Below are 22,442 nucleotides of genomic sequence, written 5' to 3' on the forward strand. Positions count from 1 at the left end.
CCGAACAACCGGACGTCGCGCGCCACATCCCGCTCCGGCAGAACCCCCGAACTCCGCCCCGGGTACGACGCGACCTTCGACGCTGCGTCCCGGGCCGGCGAACCACCGTATTTCGGCATATCTAGCTCGATTTACGACCTTCGATCAGAACTCCCATAGATCCCCCCTGAGTGGAGGCAACAATGAGACGCCCCTGGGTCATCACAATCGCGCTCGGCGCGATGCTGGCCGCCACCGCTGCCTGCGGCAGCGGCAGCGACGACAACGACGCCGGCTCGTCCGCGAACGCGTCGGCCGAGAAGTTCGTCATCTACAGCGCCCGCGACAAGTCGGTCACCGACTACGTCGTGGAGCAGTTCACCGCGAAGAACCCTGAGTACAAGGGCAAGGTCGAGGTGCTCAACATGGGCGCCCAGGAGGTGCTGGAGCGGGTCCGTGCCGAGAAGGCCAACCCGCAGGCCTCCGTGTGGTGGGGCGGCACCCAGCAGGGTCTCGCCGCCGGTGCCGCCGAGGACCTGCTCGCCCCCATGCAGCCCTCGTTCGCCAGCAAGGTCGACGCGCGGTACAAGGACGCACAGGGCCGCTGGTTCGGCGAGATCCTGCTGCCCGAGGTCATCATGTACAACAACAAGGCGCTGAGCCCGGATGAGGCGCCGAAGGACTGGGACGACCTGCTCGACCCGAAGTGGAAGAACAAGATCATCATCCGGGACGTGGCTGCCTCGGGCACCATGCGCTCGATCTACGCCTCGATGATCCAGCGCCTCACGCCGGACGGCTCCAACCCGCAGCCCGGCTACGACTGGCTGCGCAAGCTCGACGCCAACACCGTCGAGTACGCCGCCAACCCGGCCGACCTCTACCTGAAGATGTCGCGTGAGCAGGGCGTCGTGAGCGCCTGGAACCTGCAGGACGTGCTGCTGCAGGCCAACGAGAAGATGCCGTTCGGCTACGTCATGCCGGCCTCGGGCGCCCCGGTGCTCGTCGACGGTGTCGCCGCGGTCAAGGGTGGCAACAACGCCGCTGCGCAGAAGTTCCTCGAGTTCCTCTTCGACGACTCGCTGCGGGCCACTCTCGCCAAGGACTACTTCCAGATCCCCGCCGTGGAGATCTCCGAGAAGCCGGAGTGGCTGGCCCAGCTCAACCTCAAGCCGATGGAGGTCGACTGGGACGTCATCGGTAAGAACGAGACGGCCTGGATCACCCACTGGAACGCGGAGATCAAGGACAAGGGCTGAGTTGACAGGGGCCGGGTCGTGCCACGGCACGACCCGGCTCCGTCCTGGAAGGACCCAGAACAATGATCGATGTCCGGCTGGCGACCGTCAGCAAGCGCTTCGACAAGTCGAGCGACGCAGCGGCGGTCGACAACGTCAGCATCACCATCGGCGCCGGTGAGTTCTTCACCCTCCTCGGACCGAGCGGATGCGGCAAGACCACGACCCTGCGAATGGTGGCGGGGTTCTATTTTCCGACCTCCGGGCACATCCACTTCGGCGACGACGACGTGACGCGCTGGTCGCCGAACAAACGGGACACCGGCATGGTGTTCCAGAACTACGCGCTCTTCCCCCACATGACTGTGGCGCAGAACGTCGCGTACGGGCTGAAGGTCCGCCGGGTCTCCCGCGCGGAGCGGGCCCGCAGGGTCGAGGAGGCTCTCGCCCAGGTGCACCTCGACGGGTACGGCCACCGGCGCATCGACGCGCTCTCCGGTGGTCAACAGCAGCGTGTCGCGTTGGCCCGGGCGCTTGTCATCCGCCCGCGCACCCTGCTGCTCGACGAGCCGCTGTCCAATCTCGACGCCAAGCTCCGCGAGGAGACACGCACCGAGATCCGGCGGATCCAGCGCGACAGCGGCCTCACCAGCCTCTATGTGACGCACGACCAGGCCGAGGCGATGTCGATGTCGGACCGGATCGCCGTCATGCAGTCCGGCCGCGTCCAGCAGGTCGGCGCTCCGCACGAGATCTACTACCGGCCCGCCAACGCGTTCGTGGCCCGCTTCATCGGGCGCAGCAACGTCCTGAGCCTGCCCGTGGTCGGGGCGGGAGAAACCCGGGTGACGGTACGCCTTCCCGGCGGCGCGACTGTCGACGTCGGTGCCGCCGCGGGACACGGCCTCACCGAGGGGGACACCGCGCTGGTGTCGGCCCGGCCGGAGCACATCACGCTCGCGGGCCCGGACGAGGAGGCGGCGCTGCGCGGCCGGGTCAGCCACGTCGAGTTCACAGGTATGGCCACTCACATCAGCATCGACGCCGACGGCATCGAGGTGATGGCGGCTGTGATCGACCCACCGGTCGGCATCAAGATCGACGACGTCGTGAGCCTGTATCTCGTACCTGAACGGCTCTGGGTGGTCCAGCCGTGACCGTTCGTTCCCAACCCACAGCCGGCTGGCGGGCGCGGCTCAGCCAGCGCCTGTCCGGCGGCGCCAATTCACGGTGGTTCCCCTACCTGCTCGTGTTCCCCCTCGTCCTGGTGCTCTGGGGCTACGTCGTACAACCGATGTTCGCCACCTTCGCCGAGAGCGTCAGCGCCGACGGTACGACGAACTACCTCCAGTTCTTCACGTCCTCGGGCGTGGCTCGGGAGTCGCTGCTCACCTCGCTGTTCATCTCGGCGGTGAGCGTTCTGCTCTGCGGCGTCGTCGGTGTCTCGATGGCCTTCCTGCTCAAGCGGTTCACCTTCCGTGGCCGCGGGCTCATGGAGGCGTTCATCCTGGTGCCGGCGGCGCTGCCGCCGCTGATCGGCGCCGTGTCGTTCCAACTGCTCTACAGCAACATCGGCATCCTGCCGCGTGGTTTGCAGGCGCTCTTCAACACCGAGCAGCCGGTCCTCGCCTTCGACGGCATCGCCGGCGTGCTCGTGGTGCACACGTTCACCATGTACCCGTTCTTCTATCTGGCAGCCGCCGCGGCGCTTGCCGGAATGGACCCCTCGGTCGAGGAGGCGGCGTACAACCTCGGCGCCAGCCGGGTGCGGGTCTGGCGGACCGTCATGCTGCCGATGCTCACCCCGGCGCTGGTCTCGGCGTCGCTGCTGGTCTTCATGACTTCGCTGGCGTCGTATACCGCGCCACTGCTGTTCAACGTCAGCCAGACCATGACGATGCAGATCTACATCAACCGGACCAACGGCGACCTGCCGATGGCCTCGGCGTACGCCTCCGTGCTCGGCATCGTCTCCATCATCTTTCTGCTGGCGATGCGGTGGTACGAGGGCCGGCGCAGCTACCAGTCTCAGTCGAAGGGCATCTCGGCGAACCGGCGGGAGATCAACAACCCGATCGGTCGCTGGCTGGCGCCTATCGCCTCGGTGCTGGCCACGATGATCCTGCTCGCGCCGGTCGCCACGATCGGGCTCGTCGCCTTCTCCGAGAACCGCACCTGGACCACGCAGGTGCTGCCGACGACGTACACGCTCGACAACTTCGTCACGATCTTCTCCGACCCCAAGGCGTTCCGGCCGATCCTCAACTCGGTGCAGATGAGCCTGATCGCCGTCGTCGGCTGTGTGGCGATCGGCGTGCTCATCGCGTACGCGGTGCGACGGCTGCGATTCGTCGGGCGCGGTCTGCTCGACGTGGCGGTGATGATCGCGTGGGCGCTGCCCGGCACGGTCGTCGCGATCAACCTGATCTCGGCGTTCAGCACCGGCAACGCGTTCAGCCTCGGGCAGGTCCTTGTCGGAACCTTCTGGATCCTGCCGCTTGCCTACTTCGTGCGATTCCTGCCTATCGTGTTCCGGTCCAGCTCGGCGGCGCTCGCGCTTATCGACCCGTCGTTGGAGGAGGCCGCCCGTAATCTCGGCGCCTCCTGGGTGCGGGCCTTCTACACGATCACGGTGCGGCTGATGCTGCCCGGCGTGCTCGCCGGCGCACTGCTGGCGTTCGTGAACGGTGTCGGCGAGTTCGTCGCCTCGGTGCTGATCTACACCTCGTCGACGGTGCCGATCTCGGTGGCGATCAACAACCGGATGTACTCGTTCGAACTCGGCACTGCTGCGGCGTACGGAATGCTCCAGGTGCTGCTCATCTTCGTGGTGATGTGGTTCTCCGGTCGGCTGGACAGCAGCCGCACCGCGAGCAGGAAGGCCGTCCAGTGGACGAACTGATCGAACGGTGGCGTTCCGAAGGCGGGCTGCTCCCGGTCACTCGGGTTCCCGGCCACGCATTCGCGGCCGTGGCCGAGGCGGCGGATCTCGCGGTGCTGCCGGTCGGCGCCGTCGAGTGGCACGGCCCGCACCTGCCGCTCGGCACCGACCTGCTCCTGGCCGAGGGGTTCGCCGGGGAGTTGGCCGCCGGGTCAGCCCGGGCCGTGCTCTTCCCGGCCGCGCCGTACGCCGCCTGCCCCGGCCAGACCCGGCCCTGGCCGGGCACTGTGGCGCTGCGGCCCGAGATCGCCGTCGGGTATCTCAGCGACGTGCTCGCCGGCATCGTCGAGGCGGGTTTCCCCCGACTCCTCGTGGTCAACGGTCACGACGCCAACCTCTCCACGGTGCGCGCCGCGATGGAGTGGGTCTCCGGCCGGCACCTGGCGAGCCTGCTGCTCGCCAACTGGTTCCAGCTGGTCAGCCCGGACGAGACGGGCGAGATCTTCGGCGCCCTGCCGGCCCGGGGGCACGGCGGAGCGTACGAGACCTCCGCCGTGCTCGGCTTCGACCCCGCGACGGTGCACCTGGCCGCCACGCCGGACCTGCCGCCGAAGCCGAAGCTGCCCACCCCCTACCCGTACGTGCTCGTGGAGTCGCGGCCCGATCCGTGGCAGGGCTGGTCGGGTCATGTCTCACTTGCCAACGAGGCGGCCGGGCGCCAGATCCGCCAGTTGGCAGGCGCGCGGCTCCGCGAGGTGATCGAGGCGTGGCTGGCCGCGCCGCTACCCGGCCCACCCGGGGCGGACCGGCCCGCCTCGTCCGATTAGACCGCCTGGTCCGACCGGCCTGGCGGGACCGGTCGGTCGGACCAGGCCATCGGATGACCCCGCTCGCCACCCGTACGACAACGCACCGCTTTGGGAGACCACGATGACCCCCTCACTGACCATCTACCAGCAACATCACCTCCGCGTCGTGTTCGATCACCACGCCGCCCACCTGTACCCCGCGATGGTCAAGGCGAGCCAGGCCCACGTCGTCATGCTCGCCGAGCAGCGGCTGATCCCCGACGAGTCCGCCGCGATGATGCTGCGCGGGTTGCTCGTGCTCACCGAGGACCGGCCCGAGGAGTTCGACTACGACGGCAGCGTCGAGGACGTCTACTACACGCTGGAGAAGCGCCTCGCCGCCGCCTGTGGGGTCGACGTGTCCCAGCTCAGCGTGCAGCTCGCCCGCAGCCGTAACGATCTCGACTCCGGGGTCTTCCGGATGGTGCTGCGTGACCAGCTCCTCCAGGTGCTCGACGCGGTGCTGGCCGCCGGCCGGACCATCCTGGACCGCGCCGACAGGCACGCCGACGTGGTGATCACCGGCTACACCCACCGGCGCCCGGCCCAGCCGACGACCATCGGGCATGTCTTCGCCGGCTACGCCGAGGCGCTTGTCGGCGAGGCGGCCGCCTACGCCGACCTGCTGAACGAGATGAACCGCTCCCCCCTGGGCTCCTGCGCCTTCGCCGGCACCGACCTGGACATCTCGCCCCGCCGACTGGCGGACCTGCTCGGCTTCGAACGGCTCATCGTCAACTCGTACGAGGCGGTGGCCGGCGCCGACCACCTCATCCGGGTCGCCACCCTCAACGCGCAGGCGCTCGCCACGGGCGCCCGGCTGTCCCGCACCCTGATGGACTGGCTGAGCTGGGGCTGGGTCGTCACCCCCGGCTCGTTCACCCAGGGCAGCAGCATCATGCCGCAGAAGCGCAACCCGGTCGTGCTCGAACACCTCGTCTCGATGGCCGGTGCGGCAGCCGCCGACGCCGTGAGCGTGCTCAACAACGTCGGCGCCGCCTGGTGGGAGGACTCCAACAACGCCACCACCGACGTGCAGGCCCGGCTCTGGGACGGCGACGACCGGGCGTACCGGTTCTTCTCCCTGCTCGGCGGGCTGATCGCGGAGCTGGACCCGCTGCGTCCGCCGGCCGGTGAGGAGATCGTCGCCTCAGGTGCCACCACGACGGCCGCCGCCGACACGCTTGCCCGCCACGGCGTACCGTTCCGGGGCGCCCACTCGCTGCTCGGCCGCCTGGTGCGGAACGGCCCGCCCGCCACCTGGACCGAACAGGACGTCCGCTCGACCGCCGCCGACCTCGGCCTGGCCGAACTCGACGAGGCCGCGATCCGGGACCTGCTGACCGCCGCGGTCCGCCCGGAGCTCGTGCTCCGCCGCGCCCAGGCCGACGGCCCCGGAGAAGCAGCCGTACGGGATCAGGTCGCGCAGTTGCGGACCGCCATGGCCGACGTGGCGACGCGGGTGGATGTGTTCCGGGACCGGTTGGTCCGTGCCGACGAGGCGCTTTCCGAGGCGGTCGCGGCGAGGGTCGGCCGGTGACGGGACAACAGACACGGCATCGCGTGAACGATGATGTTGTGTCGCCGCGATCGCGGCACGACGTGGACCGACAGCCCGAAGGGCGATCTGACATCACCATGGAACATTCGGCAAACCCGCGGCTGCTCGGCATCGACTTCGGCGGCACGAAGATGGCCATCGGTGTGGGCGATGTCGACGGTCGGCTGCTTGTCTCCGAGCGACTGCCCACAAACGCCGAGCAGGGTGCGCAGCAGGCCCTCATCCGGGCGCTCGACCGGGCCCGGGAGCTCGCGGACCGGACCGGCGGCACGCTCGTGGCGGCCGGCATCGCCTCGCCCGGGGTCGTCCACGACGACAACATCGAGCTGGCGCCGAACGTGCCCGGCTGGGAGCAGCTGCGGTTGGCCGACGCCGTCCGCGCCCACCTCGGGCTGACCTCCGTGCGGGTGTCGAACGACCTCAACGCGGCCGCGTACGCCGAACTGCGCTTCGGGGCGCTGCGCGGCATCGATCCGGGCCTGGTGCTCGGGCTCGGGACCGGGGTGGCCGCGGCGGTGACGATCGGCGGCGAGGTGATGCCCGGTTACCACGGCGCGGCCGGCGAGATCGCCTACGGCCTGACCGACCACAGCTGGCCCTCGGGCCTGGAGCCGATGCTGGAGGCGACCTTCTCCGGTCGCGCACTGGACGAGCTGGCGCGGCGGCTGGGGCTGACCGGCCAGGCTGCCGCGCTCTGCAACGCGGCGGCGCAGCCCGGCCAGGCCCGCGACGAGTTGCGGCGGCGCGTCGACGAGTTGGCCCGCCAGCTCGTCACCTGCTGCCTCCTGCTCGACCCGCAGCGGATCGTGCTGGTCGGCAGTGTCGCGGGCAACGAGGTGGTGCGGCAGTTGCTCATCGAGCGGCTCGCCCACGCGCTGCCGTACCGGCCGGACATCGTCCTGTCGGCCTTCGCGCAGGACGCCGCGCTGCTCGGTTCGCTAGCTATGGCCATGTCGGTCATGCCCGCGACGGTCTGAGTTCCGCGTCGTAGTTTCGGTCGATGGCGAGGGCGGTGTCCGTCGGTCGTCGGACACCCGCCCTCGACCGACAGGTCGTCGAGGCGGTCGCGCGGCCGATGCCCGTGGCCATCTCGTACTCGGCGCAGACCCCCGGATCTCGTACGCTCCGATTGTGGAGCGCAGCGGGGAGCAGGTCATGAGCCACGTGTTGGAGGCGGCGGAGAACGCCTCACCGGTCGAGGCAGTCGAGGCGGTCACCCGGGAGATCGGTACGGGGCTGGGAGCACGCAGCGTCGCGTTCCTGATCGCGGATCTCAGCGGCCGGGCGCTTGTCCGACTGGCCCACTCGCCGCTTGACGCCTCCGGCGCGGAGCGCCGGGACGGCACCGAGTTCGCCACCGTGATGCCGTTCGACGGCGGCCCCTCCGAGCAGGCCCTACGCACCCAGACGGTGCAGGTTGTCACGCGGGCCGACGGGTGGCTGGTGATGGCGCCGGTGACCGAACGCGGTGAGGTGATCGGTCTGCTCGAAATGGTCCTGCCGAACGAGCCGGGCCAACGGGATCTGGATGAGATCAGCCGCACGGCGCACCTGTTGGCGTTCGTGGTGATCGCCAACCGCCGGCACACCGACCTGTACGAGTGGGGGCAACGCACGACCCCGTTCACCCTGTCCGCGGAGATTCAGCGCCGCCTGCTGCCCGCCGCGTTCACGTGTGAGGGCAGTGCGTTCACCCTGTCCGGCTGGCTCGAACCCGCCGCCAGCATCGGCGGCGACACCTTCGACTACAGCCTCGCCCGTGACGTGCTGCACTTCAGCGTCACCGACGCGATGGGCCACGGGGTGGCCAGCGCCCTGACCGCGACCCTCGGTGTGGGCAGCCTGCGCAACGCTCGCCGCCGCGCGGTCGGGCTTGTGGAGCAGGCCCGGGCCGCGAATGCCGCAGTGGCCGAACACCCGCCGGTCCCGGGCAGTTTCGTCACCGCGGTGCTCGGCCATCTCGACCTGCGTACCGGGGTGTGCGCGCTGCTCAACGCCGGTCACGTCCCGCCGATGCTGGTCCGCGACGGGGTGACGCAGACGCTTTCGCTGCCGGGCAACTTCCCGCTCGGGATGTTCCCGGCTAGCGATTACGAGGCGGGCGAGATCACCTTGCGGCCGGGCGACCGTCTGGTGGTGGTCACCGATGGCGTGCGGGAGCGCAACGCCGCGATCCTCGACCTCCCGGCCATCCTGCGGTCGATCGTCGGCCTGCACCCACGCGAGGCCGTCCGCGCACTTGCCGACGCCGTGCTTGAGGTGAGCGGGCCGGCCTTGGCCGACGACGCCACTCTGCTCATCATCGACTGGCACGGGGGGCACGACGAGGAACGGCGGACCAGCGCCGGCGCAGACCAGGGGCGCGCCAGCACCCCGCTGCCCGACTGACTAGCGGCCCGTCACGTCGTTGGAGGACGCCGCCTCGGCTGCAGCCGCCTGCACACTGTCGTAGATGTCGATGGCCCGGTCCAGGTACGTGACAGCCAGGACGCTGCGCACGGCGGGCTGCACCGCGGCGAGGGACAACTGACCGCCGACGTCCCGCAACCTCTTGAACATCATCACCAGCGCGCCGAGCGCACTGGAGTCCATGAATCCCACACCTGCCAGGTCCACCACCACTCGGTGATCACCGGCGTCGATCAACTGTTGCAGGCCGTCGCGCAACTGGGGGGACGTCGCCATATCCAACTCACCGTGTACTTCGAGCACCGTGCAACCCCGGCCCGGTCGGGCCGACAACAGCAGATCCACAACGACCTCCCCCACGCCGGTGGTGCCGTTTACCCTATTCGGCCGAACGCTGAACCATCCTCGGCCGACGCACGTCGAGCCGGCACGGGGTCGTTTCACCTCAGCCGCTGCGGGTAGTGCTGATCACGACCGCAGCGCCCGACCCCGGGTATGACAAAGTAGTCCGGCTGTCGACGTCCGAGCTGGGGAGGAGCTGCGCGATGCGGGTGAGCATGACCCTGTCGCTACCTCGCCAGCCGTCCTCGGTGACCCGCGCCCGCCATGTGCTCACCACCCTGCTGGGCCTCACCGACGCCGCCGAGGACCCCTGCGGCCATCTCGCCGTGCTGATCAGCGAGGCCTGCGCCAACGCGGTGCGGCACGCCGATCCCGGCAGCACTGTCGACATCACAATCGTCATCGACGACGACGTGTGCCTGCTCGAGGTCGGCAACCGAGGCCGCACCCCCGACGGCGCCGGCCTGGCCGCCGAACTACCCGCCCCGCTCACCGTCGGCGGCCGTGGACTGCCCTTGATCGCGGCACTCGCCGACTCGGCCACATTCGTCGCCGGGCCACCGGACCAGGTGTTGCTCCGCATCACCAAACACCTCGGCGACGTACGCCCGGAGAAGGCGACGCCCCGCAGGCGACCGTCTGCCCGCGAGGCGTCACTCGACAGGTCGCGGGCGGAGAATTGATCAGCTCGACGTCACGCGCTGCCGGGCGTGCCGCCGCTGAACGTCGTGCACGACCGCGCCCCTGAGCCGGGTCAGGTCGCAGGTGAAGGAGGAACGGTATGTGCCCTGCTCGCGCCGTGGAGGTCTAGCGGTGGGCGGGCTGGTCGGCCGGCTCGCGGTCCGGGGTCTCCGCCGCGAACGGGGTCCGCAGGCGGGTCATGGAATCGGCACTGACGTCGGCGGTCGGAGTGCGCTCGTCGTCGGTGACCCCATCCCCCTCGGCGCTGAAGGGGTTCAGGGCGGACGTCAAATCGGACATGAGGTGCTCCAAGGGAAAATGCACGGCAGCGCTCGACACAGTCATCGGCAACTGGGGAACCGTGGGGACTCAGCGGGGCCGGGCCGGCGGTGGGCCATCGATGCCCGCGTCCACAGCCTAGCGCTCGGCGTCACTCCTGTGGCCGCGAGGTGACGGCCCACGCCGAACCGCCGGTGTTTGCCCGGCTCAGGCTGCCGGGTACGACCGGCACCATTACGGTCGAGAACGGCCCTCCGAGCTGGGGTGGCCAGGGTGATACGAACGAACGGGGCAGCGATGACGGTGCAGATAGATCTTTCCGGCAGGACCGCACTGGTGACCGGCTCGACCCAGGGGATCGGCGCCGCCATCACCGTCGGGCTCGCCCGTGCCGGCGCCCGGGTGGCCGTGAACGGTCGTAGCGCCGCCGGGGTCGCGCGTGCGGCGACGGCGTTGCGGGATGAGGTCCCCGGCGCCGACGTGGTCGAGGTCGACGCCGACGTGTCGACCGACGAGGGCGCGGCCCGCACGCTCGACCTTCTGCCAAGCGTCGACATCCTGGTCAACAGTCTCGGCGTCTTCGGCCCCAGCCCGGCGTTGGAGATCCCGGACGACGAGTGGCGTCGCTACTTCGAGGTGAACGTGCTGGCCGGCGTCCGGCTGACCCGCTCCTACCTGCCCGGGATGATGGAACGCGGCTGGGGTCGGGTGCAGTACGTCGCAAGCGACTCGGCTGTGGCCATCCCCGTCGAGATGATCCACTACGGCGTCTCCAAGACGGCTCTGCTCGGCGTCTCGCGCGGGTTCGCGAAGGCCGCCGCCGGCACGGGCGTGACTGTCAACTCGGTGCTCGCCGGGCCTACCCACACCGGGGGTGTCGAGGATTTCGTCGCCGAACTCATGGGCGACAGCCTGCCGTGGGAGGAGAGGCAGCGGGAGTTCATGCGCCAGCACCGGCCGCAGTCGCTGCTTCAGCGACTCATCGAACCCGAGGAGATCGCCAACATGGTCACCTACCTCGCGTCCCCGCTCGCCTCCGCGACGACAGGCGCGGCGGTCCGGGTCGACGGAGGGTACGTCGACGCGATCCTCCCGTGACGGGCCGGCTCAGAACTGGATGACATGGCCCGTCCGTGGCGGCGTACGACCCGCGAGGACGTCGAGCCACGCGTGCCGCAACGCCTCGGGGCCGTCGCCGACCCGCACGTCGAGCCACCCGCGCACCACAGGGGCGAAGCGCTGCCAGGCGACGGCGAACCGTTCGTCGAGCCCGTCCCGACCCCAGTCCTGGCTGCGTTTGCGCATCTGCACCGGCGCGAAGAAGACCTCCTCGGCGGCGTCGGCGTTTGGCGTCTGGTTGGTGAGCCCGACAGCGATGTCCCGCACGAGCCGGTCGCCGAGGTGGCCGCGTAGGGCGGCCCGGGTGGCCGGCGCACCGGACAGGTCCAGGTAGACGGTCTCGACGGTGTCGAGGGTGGCGATGTCGTCGTAGGAGACGACCTCGTCGTAGCAGCCGAGCGACCGCGTGAAGGCGAGGTTGCCGGGTGAGGTGAGCCCGACCAGGCGTGGGCCCCGGCCGTGCAGTTCGAAGGCGGCGGCGTACGCCGTCTTGCTCGACGCCGACGACAGCACGAGCGACCGCGCACCGTAGAAGTCGTTGTCGACAACCTGGTCGGCAAGCATGAAGGAGGTGAAGAACAGCGGCCGGAACAGGATCAGCAGATCCTCCTGCTCCGCTCGGTACGCGGGGTCACCGGTTGTCGATCGGTACGCGTTGTACGGCGAGGGCAGCCCGGCCCGGTGCGCGCTCGTGTCGCGGAACCCGGACGCGTCCACCCGGTCGGGGCGTACCACCAGGTGACCCGCCGGAGGCAGGTAACCGTAGACGCGCTGACCGGCCTCGACGCCCTCCACTGTGGAGGTCACCACCTCGGCGAAGCCCCACAGCGGCGGGAGCCCCCACTGGCTGTCGAGCCCGCGCGGCTCGGGCGGAAAGAACTGCCAGTAGCGCATCGCGTCGCCGAGCACCGCGTACGTCACGTTGTTGGCGGTGAGACCGACGCGGTCGACGCGCAGCAGCGCCTCGCCGTCGGCGAGTGCGGGTGCCGCGCTGTCGACGAGCGTGGTCCGTCCAATGTCGTTCCGAGCCACGGCGAATGTCCACGAGTCAGCCATGGTGTGACGCTAGACAGCCACGGAATCGGAGACAAGTGCACTGGGAGTGCAAAATCCCACTCGGTGCGGTCAGCCCTGCGGCACACCGAGGCGGCTGAGGTGCGCGAGCGGCAGGTGCGGTGGCCGCCACTCCAGGAACAGGGCCGTGGCGTCGTCATCGAGGTGATCGTCCTGGTACGCGAGGACGGCGCGCACCAGGCGGCGCATCGTCTCGGGGCTGGGCAGCCCGTCGTTGAGGGCACGGCCGACGAAGTCGACAAGCCGGTCCAGGCCGAACCGCTCCCCGTCGGCGCTCTTCGCGTCGGTGATGCCGTCGGTGTAGGCGAGGATCCGGTCACCCGGGTGCAGCTCCTCCTGGTGCACCCGCGGAGCGCTGGGCGACAGATACCCCAGGCCGAGCGGCAGGGCGGTCGGCCCCGGCAGCTCCCGGATGGCCTTGCCGTCGCGCAGCAGCATGGCACCCGGGTGACCCGCGTTGATGATTCTGAGCTGGCCGGTGCGGCGGTCCAGTTCGGCAAGCAGCGCGGTAGCGAAGGAGCCGGGGTGCTCGGAGCGCACCCACCTGTCGATGCTTGTCGCCGTGTCGGCCAGGTCGAGGCCGGACCGGCGGGCATTGCGGTACGCGCTGACCACAAGCGACGCGAGGGTGCTCGCCTTGATGCCGTGCCCGCAGGTGTCGAAGAGGCCGACGCTGAGCACGTCACCGTTCAGCGCGTAGTCGAAGATGTCCCCGCCGACGTCGTAGCACGGTTCGAGGATGGCGGTGATCACCAGCTCGTCGGTGGCGAAGGTCAGCGGCGGCAGCAGCCCCCACACGATCTCGGCGGCGACCTGCATCGGCAGGCGGCGCCGCATCCGCTCGACGACGTCGCCGTAGAGCCGGCGGTTCACGAGGACCTGGGCGATGTTCACCGCCAGCTCCCAGGCGGGCCGGTCCATCGCCGCGTCACCGGCGTCGGGCGACACGACCTCCAGCACCCCCAGCCGTTCGCAGCCGAGCAGCAGCGGCACCCAGAGTCGGTCGGGGCTCTCGGCGGCACGCTGCACGTCGAGGCTTGTGAACGCGCGGCCGGCAAGCGTCGTCTCGATCGTCAGCTCGTCCCGGGCCAGGCCCGCGCCCAACAGCGGCACGAGGCTGGACTGGGTGTAGTCGGCCAGGTAGATCACGATCTCGGTCGCACCGATCGCCGGCGCGGCCCGGGTCACGAGCAGAGACAGCTCGTCCGGCCCGCCACGAGGTGCGTTGAGCTGTAGCCAACGCGCGGCCTCACCAGCGTCGACCACGCTCCACCTCCCCGTGTCTGGACCACCGTAGAAGCCCGGCGGCGAACTTCCAAACCCCGAAAGTGGTTCAGAAGGCCAATAAATCCTCGACGCAACACCCGCCATCACCCTTTTGGCTAGTAAATTGTCAGACTTTCCGGTATCGTCCGCCGCATCACCCGAACGATATGACGCGGCGGCGAGGCCCGTGTTTGTGGCCTGCGACAGCGCACCCTGCCCGCACGTGCGCTCCGGCGAAAGCCGGTTTCGGAGATCCTCCGGTCGACCCGATCGGCGGGCACGCGCGGGAAGGACCAGCCCATGGTCACTACGTTGGAGCCCAGGACCAGCACCAGTTTCGGCCGGCGGAGCACCGCCCCGGCGGCCAAGCTGACCGCCGAGCTGGCCGCGACACCGGCCGACGACCCCCGCCGCCCGGCCTTGCGGGACCGCACCATCGAGGCGTGGTTGCCGCTCACCCGCCACCTGGCACGCCGCTACATGGGGCGCGGCGCCCCGGACGACGACCTGAACCAGATCGCCGTGGTCGGCCTCATCAAGGCCGTCGACCATTTCGACCCCACCCGGGGCGTCGACTTCAGCGGGTACGCCATCCCGACAATCGTCGGCGAGATCAAGCGATACTTCCGGGACCGCACCTGGGCGGTACGGGTCCCCCGCCGCCTCCAGGAACTCCGGCTGTCGATAAGCGCCGCGAACAGCGCTCTCACGCACACCCTCGGTCGCTCGCCGACGGTGGCCGACGTCGCGACATACCTCGACGTCTCGGAGGAGACCGTTCTGGAAGGGCTGGAGGGTGCGCGGGCGTACCACGCAACTTCCCTCTCCACGCCCGTTGGTGCCGACGGCACCATGGAACTCGGCGACACCTTCGGCATGATCGACCACGAGTTCGACGCGGTCGAGCTCCGCGTCGCCCTCGGCCCGGCGCTCTCCACGCTCACCGAACGTGAACGCACGATCCTGAGCCTGCGTTTCCACGGCAACCTGACCCAGGTCCAGATCGCCGAGCGGATCGGTGTCTCCCAGATGCACGTCTCACGGCTTATCACCCGAGCGCTGGGCAAGCTGCGCCACGAACTCGCCGAGAGCGACCTCATCTGATCACCGCACCATCACCGCGCGCCAATTCGCCGACGCCCGGTCACTCCGACCGCGCGTCGGCGGGTCCGGTCACCATCGCGGCGAGCAGGCCCGCCACCGACACGGTCGCGAAGCCGACCCGGGCGTCGCTGGCCCCGTACGGCATCCACAGCTCGCCGTCATGGATGAGCCCGCCGCAGGAGTAGACGACGTTCGGCACGTAGCCGTCCCGGTCGGGCTGCTCGGGTGACAGGAGCACGCCGGGAAGGTGCGCGACCACCCGCTCCGGTCGGCGCAGGTCGAGCAGAAGCGCGCCGATCGCGTACCGACGCATCGGGCCGACGCCGTGGGTGAGCACGAGCCAGCCCGCCTCGGTCTCGATGGGAGACCCGCAGTTGCCGACCTGAATCAACTCCCAGCTGTCCTGCGGGGCGTGCAGCGGGATGGGACGTTGCCAGCGGCTCTCGGTGTCCAGGACGGTCAGACCGATGGTCTCGCCGTCGGCGCGGCAGAGAGCCAGGTGCCGGCCGCCGACGGTACGGGGAAAGAGCGCGATCCCCTTGTTACGAGCCCCCGGCCCGCGCATCGGCGTCATCTCGAAATGGCGCAGGTCGGAGCTGACAAGCGCGCGGGTGGCGACGTTCCGGCCGTCGTAGGCGGTGTAGGTGGCCCGGTAGACCGGCCCTGACTCGTCGGTGAACCTGACGAACCGAGCGTCCTCCATGCCGTTGCTCTCCGTCGGAGTGGCCGGCCAGAGCACGCGTTCGTGCAGAGCCGTCTCGGCGGGGAAGGCCGTGGCGTAGCTGCCCGCGTTGGCGCGTCGCAGGTGTTCCAGGGTGCTCAAGCCGGTGCTGCGCGAGAGCAGATCCGCCGGCAGACCGCCGAGCACCCGCTCGAAGGTTGCTTCGTCGTACCGGTCGGGCAGTGCGTCCAACACCGTTGCGGTGACCTCGTTGTCGAAGCCCTCCTCGGCCAGGCCGGCCGCCAGCAGGTCCCGGCGGTGTTGGACGCCCGTCCGCTGTCCGACCGCCAGAAGGCCGGACCGGTCGGTGACAGCGAGCTGGAGCCCTGGCCCGAGAACGGCGGTGGCGAACCCGATCGACGACAGGTGACCCTCCCCGATCTGGCGCAGGCTGACCGCGACACGCAGTTGCCCGACGCCCAGCTGGGTCTGGTCGGGGTGGGCCACCATGGACGGGTTGCACAGGGCTGCGGCCTCGACCGCGTACTCGTGGCTGAAGTAGGCGCCGACGAGGAGCCGGCTGGCGCGAGAGAGGTCTTCGGCCCGGGCGGCGCGGTGCCGCACGAGGTCGTAGTGATGCTGGAACGTCCCGGCCAGGTCGCGGTGGCGGGCACCGAACCTGTCGAAGGTGTCCCGCAGCAGCCGGTCGACCTCCTCGTCGTCGAGGTGCGCGACCCGCTCGATGAGAGCGCCCGCGCGGGTACGCACCACCGCGGCGTCCTCACCCGGGACGAAGAGCTTGACGATGACCCGGCGTGGATCAGGGGTGAGGGTGACGTCCTGCCGGACGGCCAGGATCCCGGTCACGACCAACGCCGGGCGTGCTGCAGGGTGGAGATGAGCGCGAGGGTCGACTCGGCGCCCTGGTTGAGGTTGGGTCCGTGCGCGGTCAGTCCGTCGTAGCCGCCGCCGGTTTCCGGATCCCACATGGGCGTGCCGATGTCGTTGTCACCGAGGAACCACGCGATCGCCTGCCGCACCCCGTCGTCCCAGACCGGATCGCCGGTGACCATGGCGGCCGTGGCGCAGGCGTCGGCGAAGGCCGCGACCTCGATCGGTTGCTGGTCGTGGTGCAGCCGTACGATCCCGCGCTGCCACCCTGCGGCGGGCACGACGGACAGCCGTCCGTCGCGGAGTTGGACGTCACGCAGCCACGCCAACATCCGCAGGCCATCGTCGAGAGGCGGGCCACCGTGGCGCAACTGACTGGCGACAATGACTACCTCGGCGAGGGCCGCGTTGGCGTAGGTCAACCGCTGCTGCGGCCAGGGCCACCGCGAGTCGGAATCCGGCGCTCCGACGGCGGTGGCGGCCGCCGTCAACAACGCGGCGGCGGTGACGTGGCCCGGATGTCGACGCAGCACCTCGGCCGCGCCGAGTCCGGCGAAGGCCATCGCGTGCGGGGCCGCGGCACGGCTGGTAGCACCCCGGCTGAAGGCGACCAGCGCCTCCTCCCGTATCCAGGCGGCGGGACTGCGGGCAACGGCCGTGCCCAACCCCCACAGCGCCCGGCCCCACCAGTCGCCGAGCCCGGGCTCGTCGGCCCAACGCCTGTCGTACCCGAGTCGGTTGTGAAAGGCGCCGCTGGCGTCCTGCGCGTGGGTCAGGAAGGCGAGGTAGCGCTCCGCGAGCCGTTGCAGTTCCTCGGTCGGCTCCGGCTCACGGCAGACGACGACCAGGCCACGGGCCACGTCATCGGTGCAGTAGCCGTGCTCCCGGCGGACGATGGCGTGCCTCGCGTGCTCGAACAGACCTGTGTCGTCGCTCAGCCGGGCCAGGTGCGCGAAGCTCGGCGCGGGCGCCGGCGCCCACTGCCGGCCGACCGCTGTCCGGGTGCGGCCGGCGGTCGCGGTCACGCCGACACCACACTGACGGCGGGCGCGCGCACCTCGGTGAGTCGCTCGGCGAGGGTGCCGTACCGGGCCGCCACCGCGGGCCAGCGTAGATCCGCGGCCAACGGCCGGACCCGACCGGCCAGCCGGGCGGCGAGGCCCGGCTCGGTCAGGACCCGTCGGATCGCCACGGCCAGCGCCGCCGGGTTCTGGTGGGGTACGACCAGACCGGGTCCGCCGGTGAGCAGCTCGACAGCGTGTGGGAACGCCGTTGCCACGACGGGCACCCCGGCGGCCACCGCCTCGATGAGCACGCCGGAGGTGACCTGTTCGCGGGAGTCGTACGGCAGCACGACCACGTCGGCGGAGCGGATCAGGCGGCCGAGGGTCTCCTGGTCGTGGTAGAGGTCCTGGTAGTCCACGGCGTGCGCGACGCCGAGCTGGGCGCCGAGCTGGTGCAGGCCCGCCCGGTACGTCTCGCCGTGGTGCTCGATCACCTTGGGGTGGGTCCGGCCGGCCACTGTGTAAGTGGGCGTCGGTTCCAGGTCCTGCAACCGGGCGAGGGCGCGCAGCGACCACTCGATCCCCTTGCCAGGGCCGATCAGCCCCCAGGTCAGCAGGTGCGGTCGGGTACGCCGCTCGACGGGCACGCCGGTGAGTTCGGCGGCGCCGTGCGGGATGACCGTCACCTTGCTCGCCGCCACGGCGTAGCCGACGAGCAGGCGGTCGCGGGCGGTGTCGGTCATCGTGACGACCGCACCGGCGGTGGCGACGATCTGCTCCAGCAGGGACTTCTGCCGGGCGGAAGGCTTACGCAGCACGGTGTGCAGGACCACGATGCTCGGCACGGTGAGCCGGCGCAACAACGGCAGGACGTCCTCGCCGTCGGTGCCGGGATAGATGCCGTACTCGTGCTGGACGATGGCCACGTCGAAGGAGTTCAGAGCCGCCGCGGCGTCCCGCCAACCGGCCGGGGTCCTCGTCGACCAGGTGTGCACCACGCCGGGGCCGGGCCGCGGGTCGTCCCCGTGGTCGGTGACCCGCACGATGCCACCGCGCGTGCCGTCGGCGGTGAGCTGCGCGGCGAGGGCCGAGTTGAAAGTGGCCAGTCCACACCGGGTCGGCGGGTGGGTGCTGAGGAATCCGTAGCTGGGCATGAACGTCTGGCCTTCCGGGTTGTCGGCGGCCACCTCCGTGCCGGAGGGCGCACCTCACGCGGTAACGGCGCACGCCGGTCAGCGTGTGTGACCGGCGGAACGTGTTCGGGGACGGTCAGCTACGGGTGCGATCTCACCAGGTTCGTCTGGTCGGGAACGACCGGCAGCGCGGCGGGTTCGGTTCCGCCGCGGACGAGACGCTCGTAGACCGCGAGGTAGTCGGTGACCATCCGGTCCGCGCTGAAGCGTCGTCGAGCCCGCGCCCGGCATGCGGCTCGGTCGAGGTCGTCGACCCGGGTCACCGCGTCGACGGCCTGCTCGACGGTGTGGACGAGGTATCCCGTCACGCCTTCGTCGACGACCTCCGGCATGGACCCTCGCGCGTACGCGACGACAGGTGTGCCGCAGACCATCGACTCCACCACGGACAGTCCGAACGGTTCGTCGAAGGCGATCGGGTGCAGCAGGGCGGTGCTGGCACCCAGCACCTCGGCGCGTCGTCGGGGACCGACCGATCCGAGGTAGACGACCCGGTCGCCGTCGATGTGCGGGGCCACCTGCTCGGCGAAGTACCGCTCGTCCTGCACGATGCCGCAGATGGTGAGGGGCCGGCCGGCGCGGCGCGCGATCTCGATAGCGGTGTGGGTGCCCTTGTCGGGGTGGATCCGGCCGAACACGACCAGGCCGGGGCCGGCATCACGGGTGAACGGCAGACCGGTGAGGTCGACGCCGTGCTGCACCGTGGCGACGTAGTCGAGTTCCGGCGACCGGTCGGCGTCGGAGATCGACACGTAGGACGATCGGGCTCGGGCGTAGGCCGGCAGGATCCCCGCTCCCGAGAAGCCGTGCACTGTCGTGAGCAGTGGTACTCGGCAGTGCTCCGCGAAGGCCAGCGGCAGCCAGTCGAGGTGGCTGTGCACCAGGTCGAACTGCGCCGAGCGGGCAAACGCGTGGGAGACGTGCATCGCCTCCCACACCCGGCCGTCCATGTCCGGGTTGTCGGCGTACCCCTGGGGACACACACCGTCGAGTCGGGCGGAGGTGACCGAGTCCAGCGTCGCGAAGAGGGTCACGTCCACGCCATGGGCGACCAGCCCTTCGGCGAGCAGGCCGGTCACCTGCTCCCAGGGGCCGTAGTGGTGCGGGGGCGTACGCCAGGCGACCGGTCCGAGCAGCGCAACCCTCACGGGGATGGCGCGTCGACGAGGTCAGCCGGGTCGAGATGCAGGGTGGCGAGCAGGCCGGAGTGCTTGGCCGGGTCCACCCGCTCGGGCAGCTCCCGCTCGACCCAGTCGGCCCTGGCCTGCTGGCCGCGGTCGCGAAGTGCGTCGACGATCCTGTGCTTGGCGATCCTCATCTGGTGCTCCCATGGTTGAGCCGTCCGGAATTCTTCTGCGCGTGGACGGCGGTGTGAAAGCGCGTGTGGGATGCCGTGTCCGGTCATCACGCAAGCCCGAATGGGCGGTATCAGCTAAATCGACTGGCGAGACCTGGTCGGCGACGACCAGCACGTCCAGCGGTGGGTTGACCGGTCGGTAACGCCCTGGCGGGCTGGTGGCGACGACATCCGGCGGCCACCGGTGGCCCCGGGCGACACGCCCAGCGTACGCCTCCAACCTGTTCGGCTGCACGGGCACCGACGGCAGAGTGCGGCGCGGGGTGGTGCGTTGCGTGATGACGGGCAGCCGGCCGACGCGATCGAGGACGTCGACACCATCGGCGGTTAGTGCTGGTGCGGCCGGTTGCGGATCAGGGTGAGCGCGAGAACGGCGGTGACGAGGAACACGACGCCGTTGATCCACAAGCCGGCCTGGACTCCGGAGGTCAGGGCCTCGGCGAGCGCCGCCCGTACCGGATCAGGCAGTGGCTGGCCGCCGGTGGCGCCGGTGGCTGCGGCTGCCTGCACAGCGACCCGGGTGGGCGCGTCGACCTGGTGGGCGGCGAGCCGCTCGGGCAGGTCGGACAGCATCGTTGTGGTGAGGAGCGTGCCGAGCAGGGACGAGCCGAGCACCGAGCCGACCTGGCGGGCCGCGTTGACGGCGCCGGAGGCCATGCCCGCCTGGGCGGGCGCGACGCTCGCCAGTGCCGCTGCGGTCGCCGGAGCCACCACCAGGGCGCAGGCCGCGCCGAACAGCGCGAGCAGTGGCCACCGCTGGTCGAACGGAGTGGTCGGGCCCTGGGTGGCGAGGCCGAAGCTGGCCAGTGCCCCGAGGACGAGGCCGGCGGTGAGGGGCGCCTTGAACCCGGTACGGCGGATCAGCCGCCCCGCGCCGAAGGCCGCGACCGCGTAGACACCGAAGAGCACGAGCATCCGCCAGCCGGTGTCCAGCGGGCTGAGGGCCTGCGCACGTTCCTGGAACAGGACGAGCAGGATCGCCACGCCTGTGAAGCCGAACAGCGACACCGCGGCGACGACCATGACAGCGCTGAACGACTTCGAGCGGAACAGCCGCACGTCGAGCATGGGTGCGCTGGTGCGCAGCTCGACAAGCACGAACGCGATCAGCGCGGCGGCCGAGGCAGCCCATGCCAACGTCACCACCGGGCTGGTGTAGCCGTCCCGGCCGCCCCGGATCATGGCGTAGACGGCGGCGGCGACGGCGACGGTGCCGAGCAGCAGGCCGGGTACGTCGAGGCGGCTCGCGCTCGGCTGGGACTCGGCCACTCCGATCGCGGCGACAACGAGGGTGACCAGGCCCAGCACGATCGTGGACACGAAGACGCTGTGCCACGAGTGGTGCTGCAACAGCGCCCCGGCGATCAGCGGGCCGGCCGCGAGACCGATGCCGGAGGCCGCCGACCAGGCGGTGATGACCTCGGTGCGGCGGTGTGGGTCGGTGAAGGCCGCACCGAGGATCGCCAGGCTGTTCGGCAGGATGAGTGCGCCGCCAAGGCCCGCGATCAACTGACCGATGATCACCCAGGTCACTGTGGGGGCGGCCGCCACCACGGCGCTGCCAGCGATCATGGCGAGGACGCCCGCACTGAAGATGCGCCGACGCCCGTACCTGTTGCCCAGGGTGGCGGCGGACAGCACCACGCTCGCCACGACAAGTGTGTACGCGCTGGGGATCCAGATCACTGTGGTGGCGTCGACGCGCAGGTCACGCTGGATGGTGGTCAGGGCGGAGACGGTCGCGGTGACCTGGAGAAACGTGATCATCGAGCCAAGACACATGGCGATCAGCGTCACGGCTGGGGAGCCGCGGAACGATGAGCGGGCGATGGCCGGTCCGGGTGCGGACGGCGCGGTTGCGCTTGTTGTCATCGGGATCCTCGATGCGAGTCGGGGCTGACTTGCGTCTGCTGAAGTCAGCAGCTCCCGAGTGTTGCACCTAACTAGCCTCGACGCAAGTCAGGTACGCTCGACGGCATGGAGGACCTACGGGAAGACCGCGACTCGTGGTCGAACACGAACTGCTCGGTGGCCCGGGCGATGGACATCGTGGGCAGCAGGTCGACGGTCCTGATCATGCGCGATGCCCTGCTCGGCACGCGCCGTTTCGACGACTTTGTCCGCCGAGTCGGGATCGGCGAGCCCGCGATGGCCGCCCGACTCAAGGAGATGGTCGCCGCCGGCCTGCTCGAACGGATCCCCTACCGGGAGCCGGGGCAGCGCACCCGCCACGAATACCAGCTCACACCCAAGGGGCGTGAGCTGGTGCCGGTCATCACCGCGCTGCGCAACTGGGGCGACACCTGGGCGGCCGACGACGCCGGCCCTCCCATCGTGGCCCGACACCACGACTGCGGCCAGCCCGTGCGGGCGGTACTCCGCTGCGCGGCTGGTCACGACGTCGACAGCGGCGACATCGACATCACCGCCGGCCCGGGCCTGATCCGGCGCGACTGAGCCGGGCTCGGACGCTCACACGCGACAGGTGACCGCCGATCTCCGGCCCCAAATGACGCGCAAAGTACCCGTTGTGTTACGAGCTTGTTTCCGAGGTG

General features: G+C 70.3%; 21 protein-coding genes. 11 read left to right on the plus strand and 10 right to left on the minus strand.

What is annotated here, in order from left to right; all coding sequences use genetic code 11:
* Positions 1 to 182: 182 nt before the first annotated feature.
* From ACFY2Q_RS00300 to ACFY2Q_RS00330, 7 genes are all read left to right on the plus strand, one after another.
* Positions 183 to 1,238, plus strand: coding sequence for an extracellular solute-binding protein (locus tag ACFY2Q_RS00300; protein WP_387126039.1), 1,056 nt, complete (start codon positions 183 to 185; stop codon positions 1,236 to 1,238).
* 62 nt (positions 1,239 to 1,300) lie between these two features.
* On the plus strand, positions 1,301 to 2,374 hold the full coding sequence (locus ACFY2Q_RS00305; RefSeq protein WP_387126041.1) for an ABC transporter ATP-binding protein: 1,074 nt from the start codon (positions 1,301 to 1,303) through the stop codon (positions 2,372 to 2,374).
* Complete coding sequence (locus ACFY2Q_RS00310; protein WP_387126043.1) at positions 2,371 to 4,119, plus strand: ABC transporter permease; 1,749 nt, start codon at positions 2,371 to 2,373, stop codon at positions 4,117 to 4,119. Before ACFY2Q_RS00305 ends, ACFY2Q_RS00310 begins: the two co-directional genes overlap by 4 nt.
* On the plus strand, positions 4,107 to 4,925 hold the full coding sequence (locus ACFY2Q_RS00315) for a creatininase family protein (protein WP_387126045.1): 819 nt from the start codon (positions 4,107 to 4,109) through the stop codon (positions 4,923 to 4,925). The genes ACFY2Q_RS00310 and ACFY2Q_RS00315 overlap by 13 nt, the downstream gene beginning before the upstream one ends.
* Before the next feature lie 103 nt (positions 4,926 to 5,028).
* Positions 5,029 to 6,486, plus strand: coding sequence for an argininosuccinate lyase (locus ACFY2Q_RS00320; RefSeq protein WP_387126047.1), 1,458 nt, complete (start codon positions 5,029 to 5,031; stop codon positions 6,484 to 6,486).
* Positions 6,487 to 6,584: 98 nt separating this feature from the next.
* Positions 6,585 to 7,484, plus strand: coding sequence for an ROK family protein (locus tag ACFY2Q_RS00325; RefSeq protein ID WP_387126049.1), 900 nt, complete (start codon positions 6,585 to 6,587; stop codon positions 7,482 to 7,484).
* 178 nt (positions 7,485 to 7,662) lie between these two features.
* Complete coding sequence (locus tag ACFY2Q_RS00330; protein ID WP_387126051.1) at positions 7,663 to 8,895, plus strand: PP2C family protein-serine/threonine phosphatase; 1,233 nt, start codon at positions 7,663 to 7,665, stop codon at positions 8,893 to 8,895.
* On the opposite strand, the gene ACFY2Q_RS00335 is transcribed toward ACFY2Q_RS00330, so the two are convergent.
* Positions 8,896 to 9,261 (minus strand): STAS domain-containing protein, encoded by a 366-nt coding sequence (locus ACFY2Q_RS00335; RefSeq protein ID WP_387126053.1) that lies wholly within the window; start codon positions 9,259 to 9,261, stop codon positions 8,896 to 8,898. It lies immediately after the preceding gene.
* A gap of 200 nt (positions 9,262 to 9,461) precedes the next feature.
* Between ACFY2Q_RS00335 and ACFY2Q_RS00340 the strand changes: the two genes are divergently transcribed.
* Entirely contained in the window at positions 9,462 to 9,941 is a 480-nt protein-coding gene (locus ACFY2Q_RS00340; protein ID WP_387126055.1) for an ATP-binding protein, read from the plus strand.
* 124 nt (positions 9,942 to 10,065) lie between these two features.
* Here the strand turns inward: ACFY2Q_RS00340 and ACFY2Q_RS00345 are convergent, their stop codons facing one another.
* Complete coding sequence (locus ACFY2Q_RS00345) at positions 10,066 to 10,239, minus strand: hypothetical protein (protein ID WP_387126057.1); 174 nt, start codon at positions 10,237 to 10,239, stop codon at positions 10,066 to 10,068.
* 315 nt (positions 10,240 to 10,554) lie between these two features.
* Here ACFY2Q_RS00345 and ACFY2Q_RS00350 point away from each other — a divergent pair, with 315 nt between their 5' ends.
* Entirely contained in the window at positions 10,555 to 11,316 is a 762-nt protein-coding gene (locus ACFY2Q_RS00350) for an SDR family NAD(P)-dependent oxidoreductase (RefSeq protein ID WP_387126059.1), read from the plus strand.
* A gap of 9 nt (positions 11,317 to 11,325) precedes the next feature.
* Here ACFY2Q_RS00350 and ACFY2Q_RS00355 read toward each other — a convergent pair whose 3' ends face one another.
* Positions 11,326 to 12,393: a DUF2855 family protein gene (locus tag ACFY2Q_RS00355; RefSeq protein ID WP_387126061.1), complete on the minus strand. Its 1,068-nt coding sequence runs from the start codon at positions 12,391 to 12,393 to the stop codon at positions 11,326 to 11,328.
* Positions 12,394 to 12,462: 69 nt separating this feature from the next.
* Positions 12,463 to 13,677, minus strand: a complete 1,215-nt coding sequence (locus ACFY2Q_RS00360; protein ID WP_387126063.1) for a PP2C family protein-serine/threonine phosphatase — start codon at positions 13,675 to 13,677, stop codon at positions 12,463 to 12,465.
* A gap of 300 nt (positions 13,678 to 13,977) precedes the next feature.
* Here ACFY2Q_RS00360 and ACFY2Q_RS00365 point away from each other — a divergent pair, with 300 nt between their 5' ends.
* The gene (locus ACFY2Q_RS00365) at positions 13,978 to 14,781 is read left to right on the plus strand and encodes a SigB/SigF/SigG family RNA polymerase sigma factor (RefSeq protein WP_387126065.1); all 804 of its coding nucleotides are present in this window, start codon (positions 13,978 to 13,980) and stop codon (positions 14,779 to 14,781) included.
* Between the two features lie 40 nt (positions 14,782 to 14,821).
* Here ACFY2Q_RS00365 and ACFY2Q_RS00370 read toward each other — a convergent pair whose 3' ends face one another.
* The 6 genes from ACFY2Q_RS00370 to ACFY2Q_RS00395 form a co-directional block, all read right to left on the minus strand.
* Positions 14,822 to 16,309 carry a glycoside hydrolase family 130 protein gene (locus ACFY2Q_RS00370; protein WP_387126067.1) on the minus strand — a complete coding sequence of 496 codons (1,488 nt, stop codon included), beginning with the start codon at positions 16,307 to 16,309 and terminating at the stop codon, positions 14,822 to 14,824.
* Positions 16,306 to 17,358, minus strand: a complete 1,053-nt coding sequence (locus tag ACFY2Q_RS00375) for a glycosyltransferase (RefSeq protein WP_387126069.1) — start codon at positions 17,356 to 17,358, stop codon at positions 16,306 to 16,308. Before ACFY2Q_RS00375 ends, ACFY2Q_RS00370 begins: the two co-directional genes overlap by 4 nt.
* Positions 17,355 to 18,491, minus strand: coding sequence for a glycosyltransferase (locus tag ACFY2Q_RS00380; RefSeq protein ID WP_387126071.1), 1,137 nt, complete (start codon positions 18,489 to 18,491; stop codon positions 17,355 to 17,357). Before ACFY2Q_RS00380 ends, ACFY2Q_RS00375 begins: the two co-directional genes overlap by 4 nt.
* Positions 18,492 to 18,610: 119 nt before the next feature.
* On the minus strand, positions 18,611 to 19,678 hold the full coding sequence (locus ACFY2Q_RS00385; protein WP_387126073.1) for a glycosyltransferase family 4 protein: 1,068 nt from the start codon (positions 19,676 to 19,678) through the stop codon (positions 18,611 to 18,613).
* Positions 19,675 to 19,848 carry a hypothetical protein gene (locus ACFY2Q_RS00390; protein WP_387126075.1) on the minus strand — a complete coding sequence of 58 codons (174 nt, stop codon included), beginning with the start codon at positions 19,846 to 19,848 and terminating at the stop codon, positions 19,675 to 19,677. Before ACFY2Q_RS00390 ends, ACFY2Q_RS00385 begins: the two co-directional genes overlap by 4 nt.
* 366 nt (positions 19,849 to 20,214) lie before the next feature.
* Positions 20,215 to 21,759: an MFS transporter gene (locus tag ACFY2Q_RS00395; protein WP_387126077.1), complete on the minus strand. Its 1,545-nt coding sequence runs from the start codon at positions 21,757 to 21,759 to the stop codon at positions 20,215 to 20,217.
* A 105-nt stretch (positions 21,760 to 21,864) separates the two neighbouring features.
* Between ACFY2Q_RS00395 and ACFY2Q_RS00400 the strand changes: the two genes are divergently transcribed.
* The gene (locus tag ACFY2Q_RS00400) at positions 21,865 to 22,344 is read left to right on the plus strand and encodes a winged helix-turn-helix transcriptional regulator (RefSeq protein ID WP_387126078.1); all 480 of its coding nucleotides are present in this window, start codon (positions 21,865 to 21,867) and stop codon (positions 22,342 to 22,344) included.
* Positions 22,345 to 22,442: the final 98 nt, after the last annotated feature.

The organism is Micromonospora sp. NPDC000316 (assembly GCF_042898885.1).
Classification (GTDB): Bacteria; Actinomycetota; Actinomycetes; order Mycobacteriales; family Micromonosporaceae; genus Micromonospora.

Bases quoted from the DNA above. Each gene is read 5' to 3' on its own strand.
- ACFY2Q_RS00300 (WP_387126039.1), top strand. From the start codon at position 183: ATGAGACGCCCCTGGGTCATCACAATCGCGCTCGGCGCGATGCTGGCC.
- ACFY2Q_RS00305 (WP_387126041.1), top strand. From the start codon at position 1,301: ATGATCGATGTCCGGCTGGCGACCGTCAGCAAGCGCTTCGACAAGTCG.
- ACFY2Q_RS00320 (WP_387126047.1), top strand. From the start codon at position 5,029: ATGACCCCCTCACTGACCATCTACCAGCAACATCACCTCCGCGTCGTG.
- ACFY2Q_RS00325 (WP_387126049.1), top strand. From the start codon at position 6,585: ATGGAACATTCGGCAAACCCGCGGCTGCTCGGCATCGACTTCGGCGGC.
- ACFY2Q_RS00330 (WP_387126051.1), top strand. From the start codon at position 7,663: ATGAGCCACGTGTTGGAGGCGGCGGAGAACGCCTCACCGGTCGAGGCA.
- ACFY2Q_RS00340 (WP_387126055.1), top strand. From the start codon at position 9,462: ATGCGGGTGAGCATGACCCTGTCGCTACCTCGCCAGCCGTCCTCGGTG.
- ACFY2Q_RS00345 (WP_387126057.1), bottom strand. From the start codon at position 10,239: ATGTCCGATTTGACGTCCGCCCTGAACCCCTTCAGCGCCGAGGGGGAT.
- ACFY2Q_RS00355 (WP_387126061.1), bottom strand. From the start codon at position 12,393: ATGGCTGACTCGTGGACATTCGCCGTGGCTCGGAACGACATTGGACGG.
- ACFY2Q_RS00365 (WP_387126065.1), top strand. From the start codon at position 13,978: ATGGTCACTACGTTGGAGCCCAGGACCAGCACCAGTTTCGGCCGGCGG.
- ACFY2Q_RS00380 (WP_387126071.1), bottom strand. From the start codon at position 18,491: ATGCCCAGCTACGGATTCCTCAGCACCCACCCGCCGACCCGGTGTGGA.
- ACFY2Q_RS00390 (WP_387126075.1), bottom strand. From the start codon at position 19,848: ATGAGGATCGCCAAGCACAGGATCGTCGACGCACTTCGCGACCGCGGC.
- ACFY2Q_RS00395 (WP_387126077.1), bottom strand. From the start codon at position 21,759: ATGACAACAAGCGCAACCGCGCCGTCCGCACCCGGACCGGCCATCGCC.
- ACFY2Q_RS00400 (WP_387126078.1), top strand. From the start codon at position 21,865: ATGGAGGACCTACGGGAAGACCGCGACTCGTGGTCGAACACGAACTGC.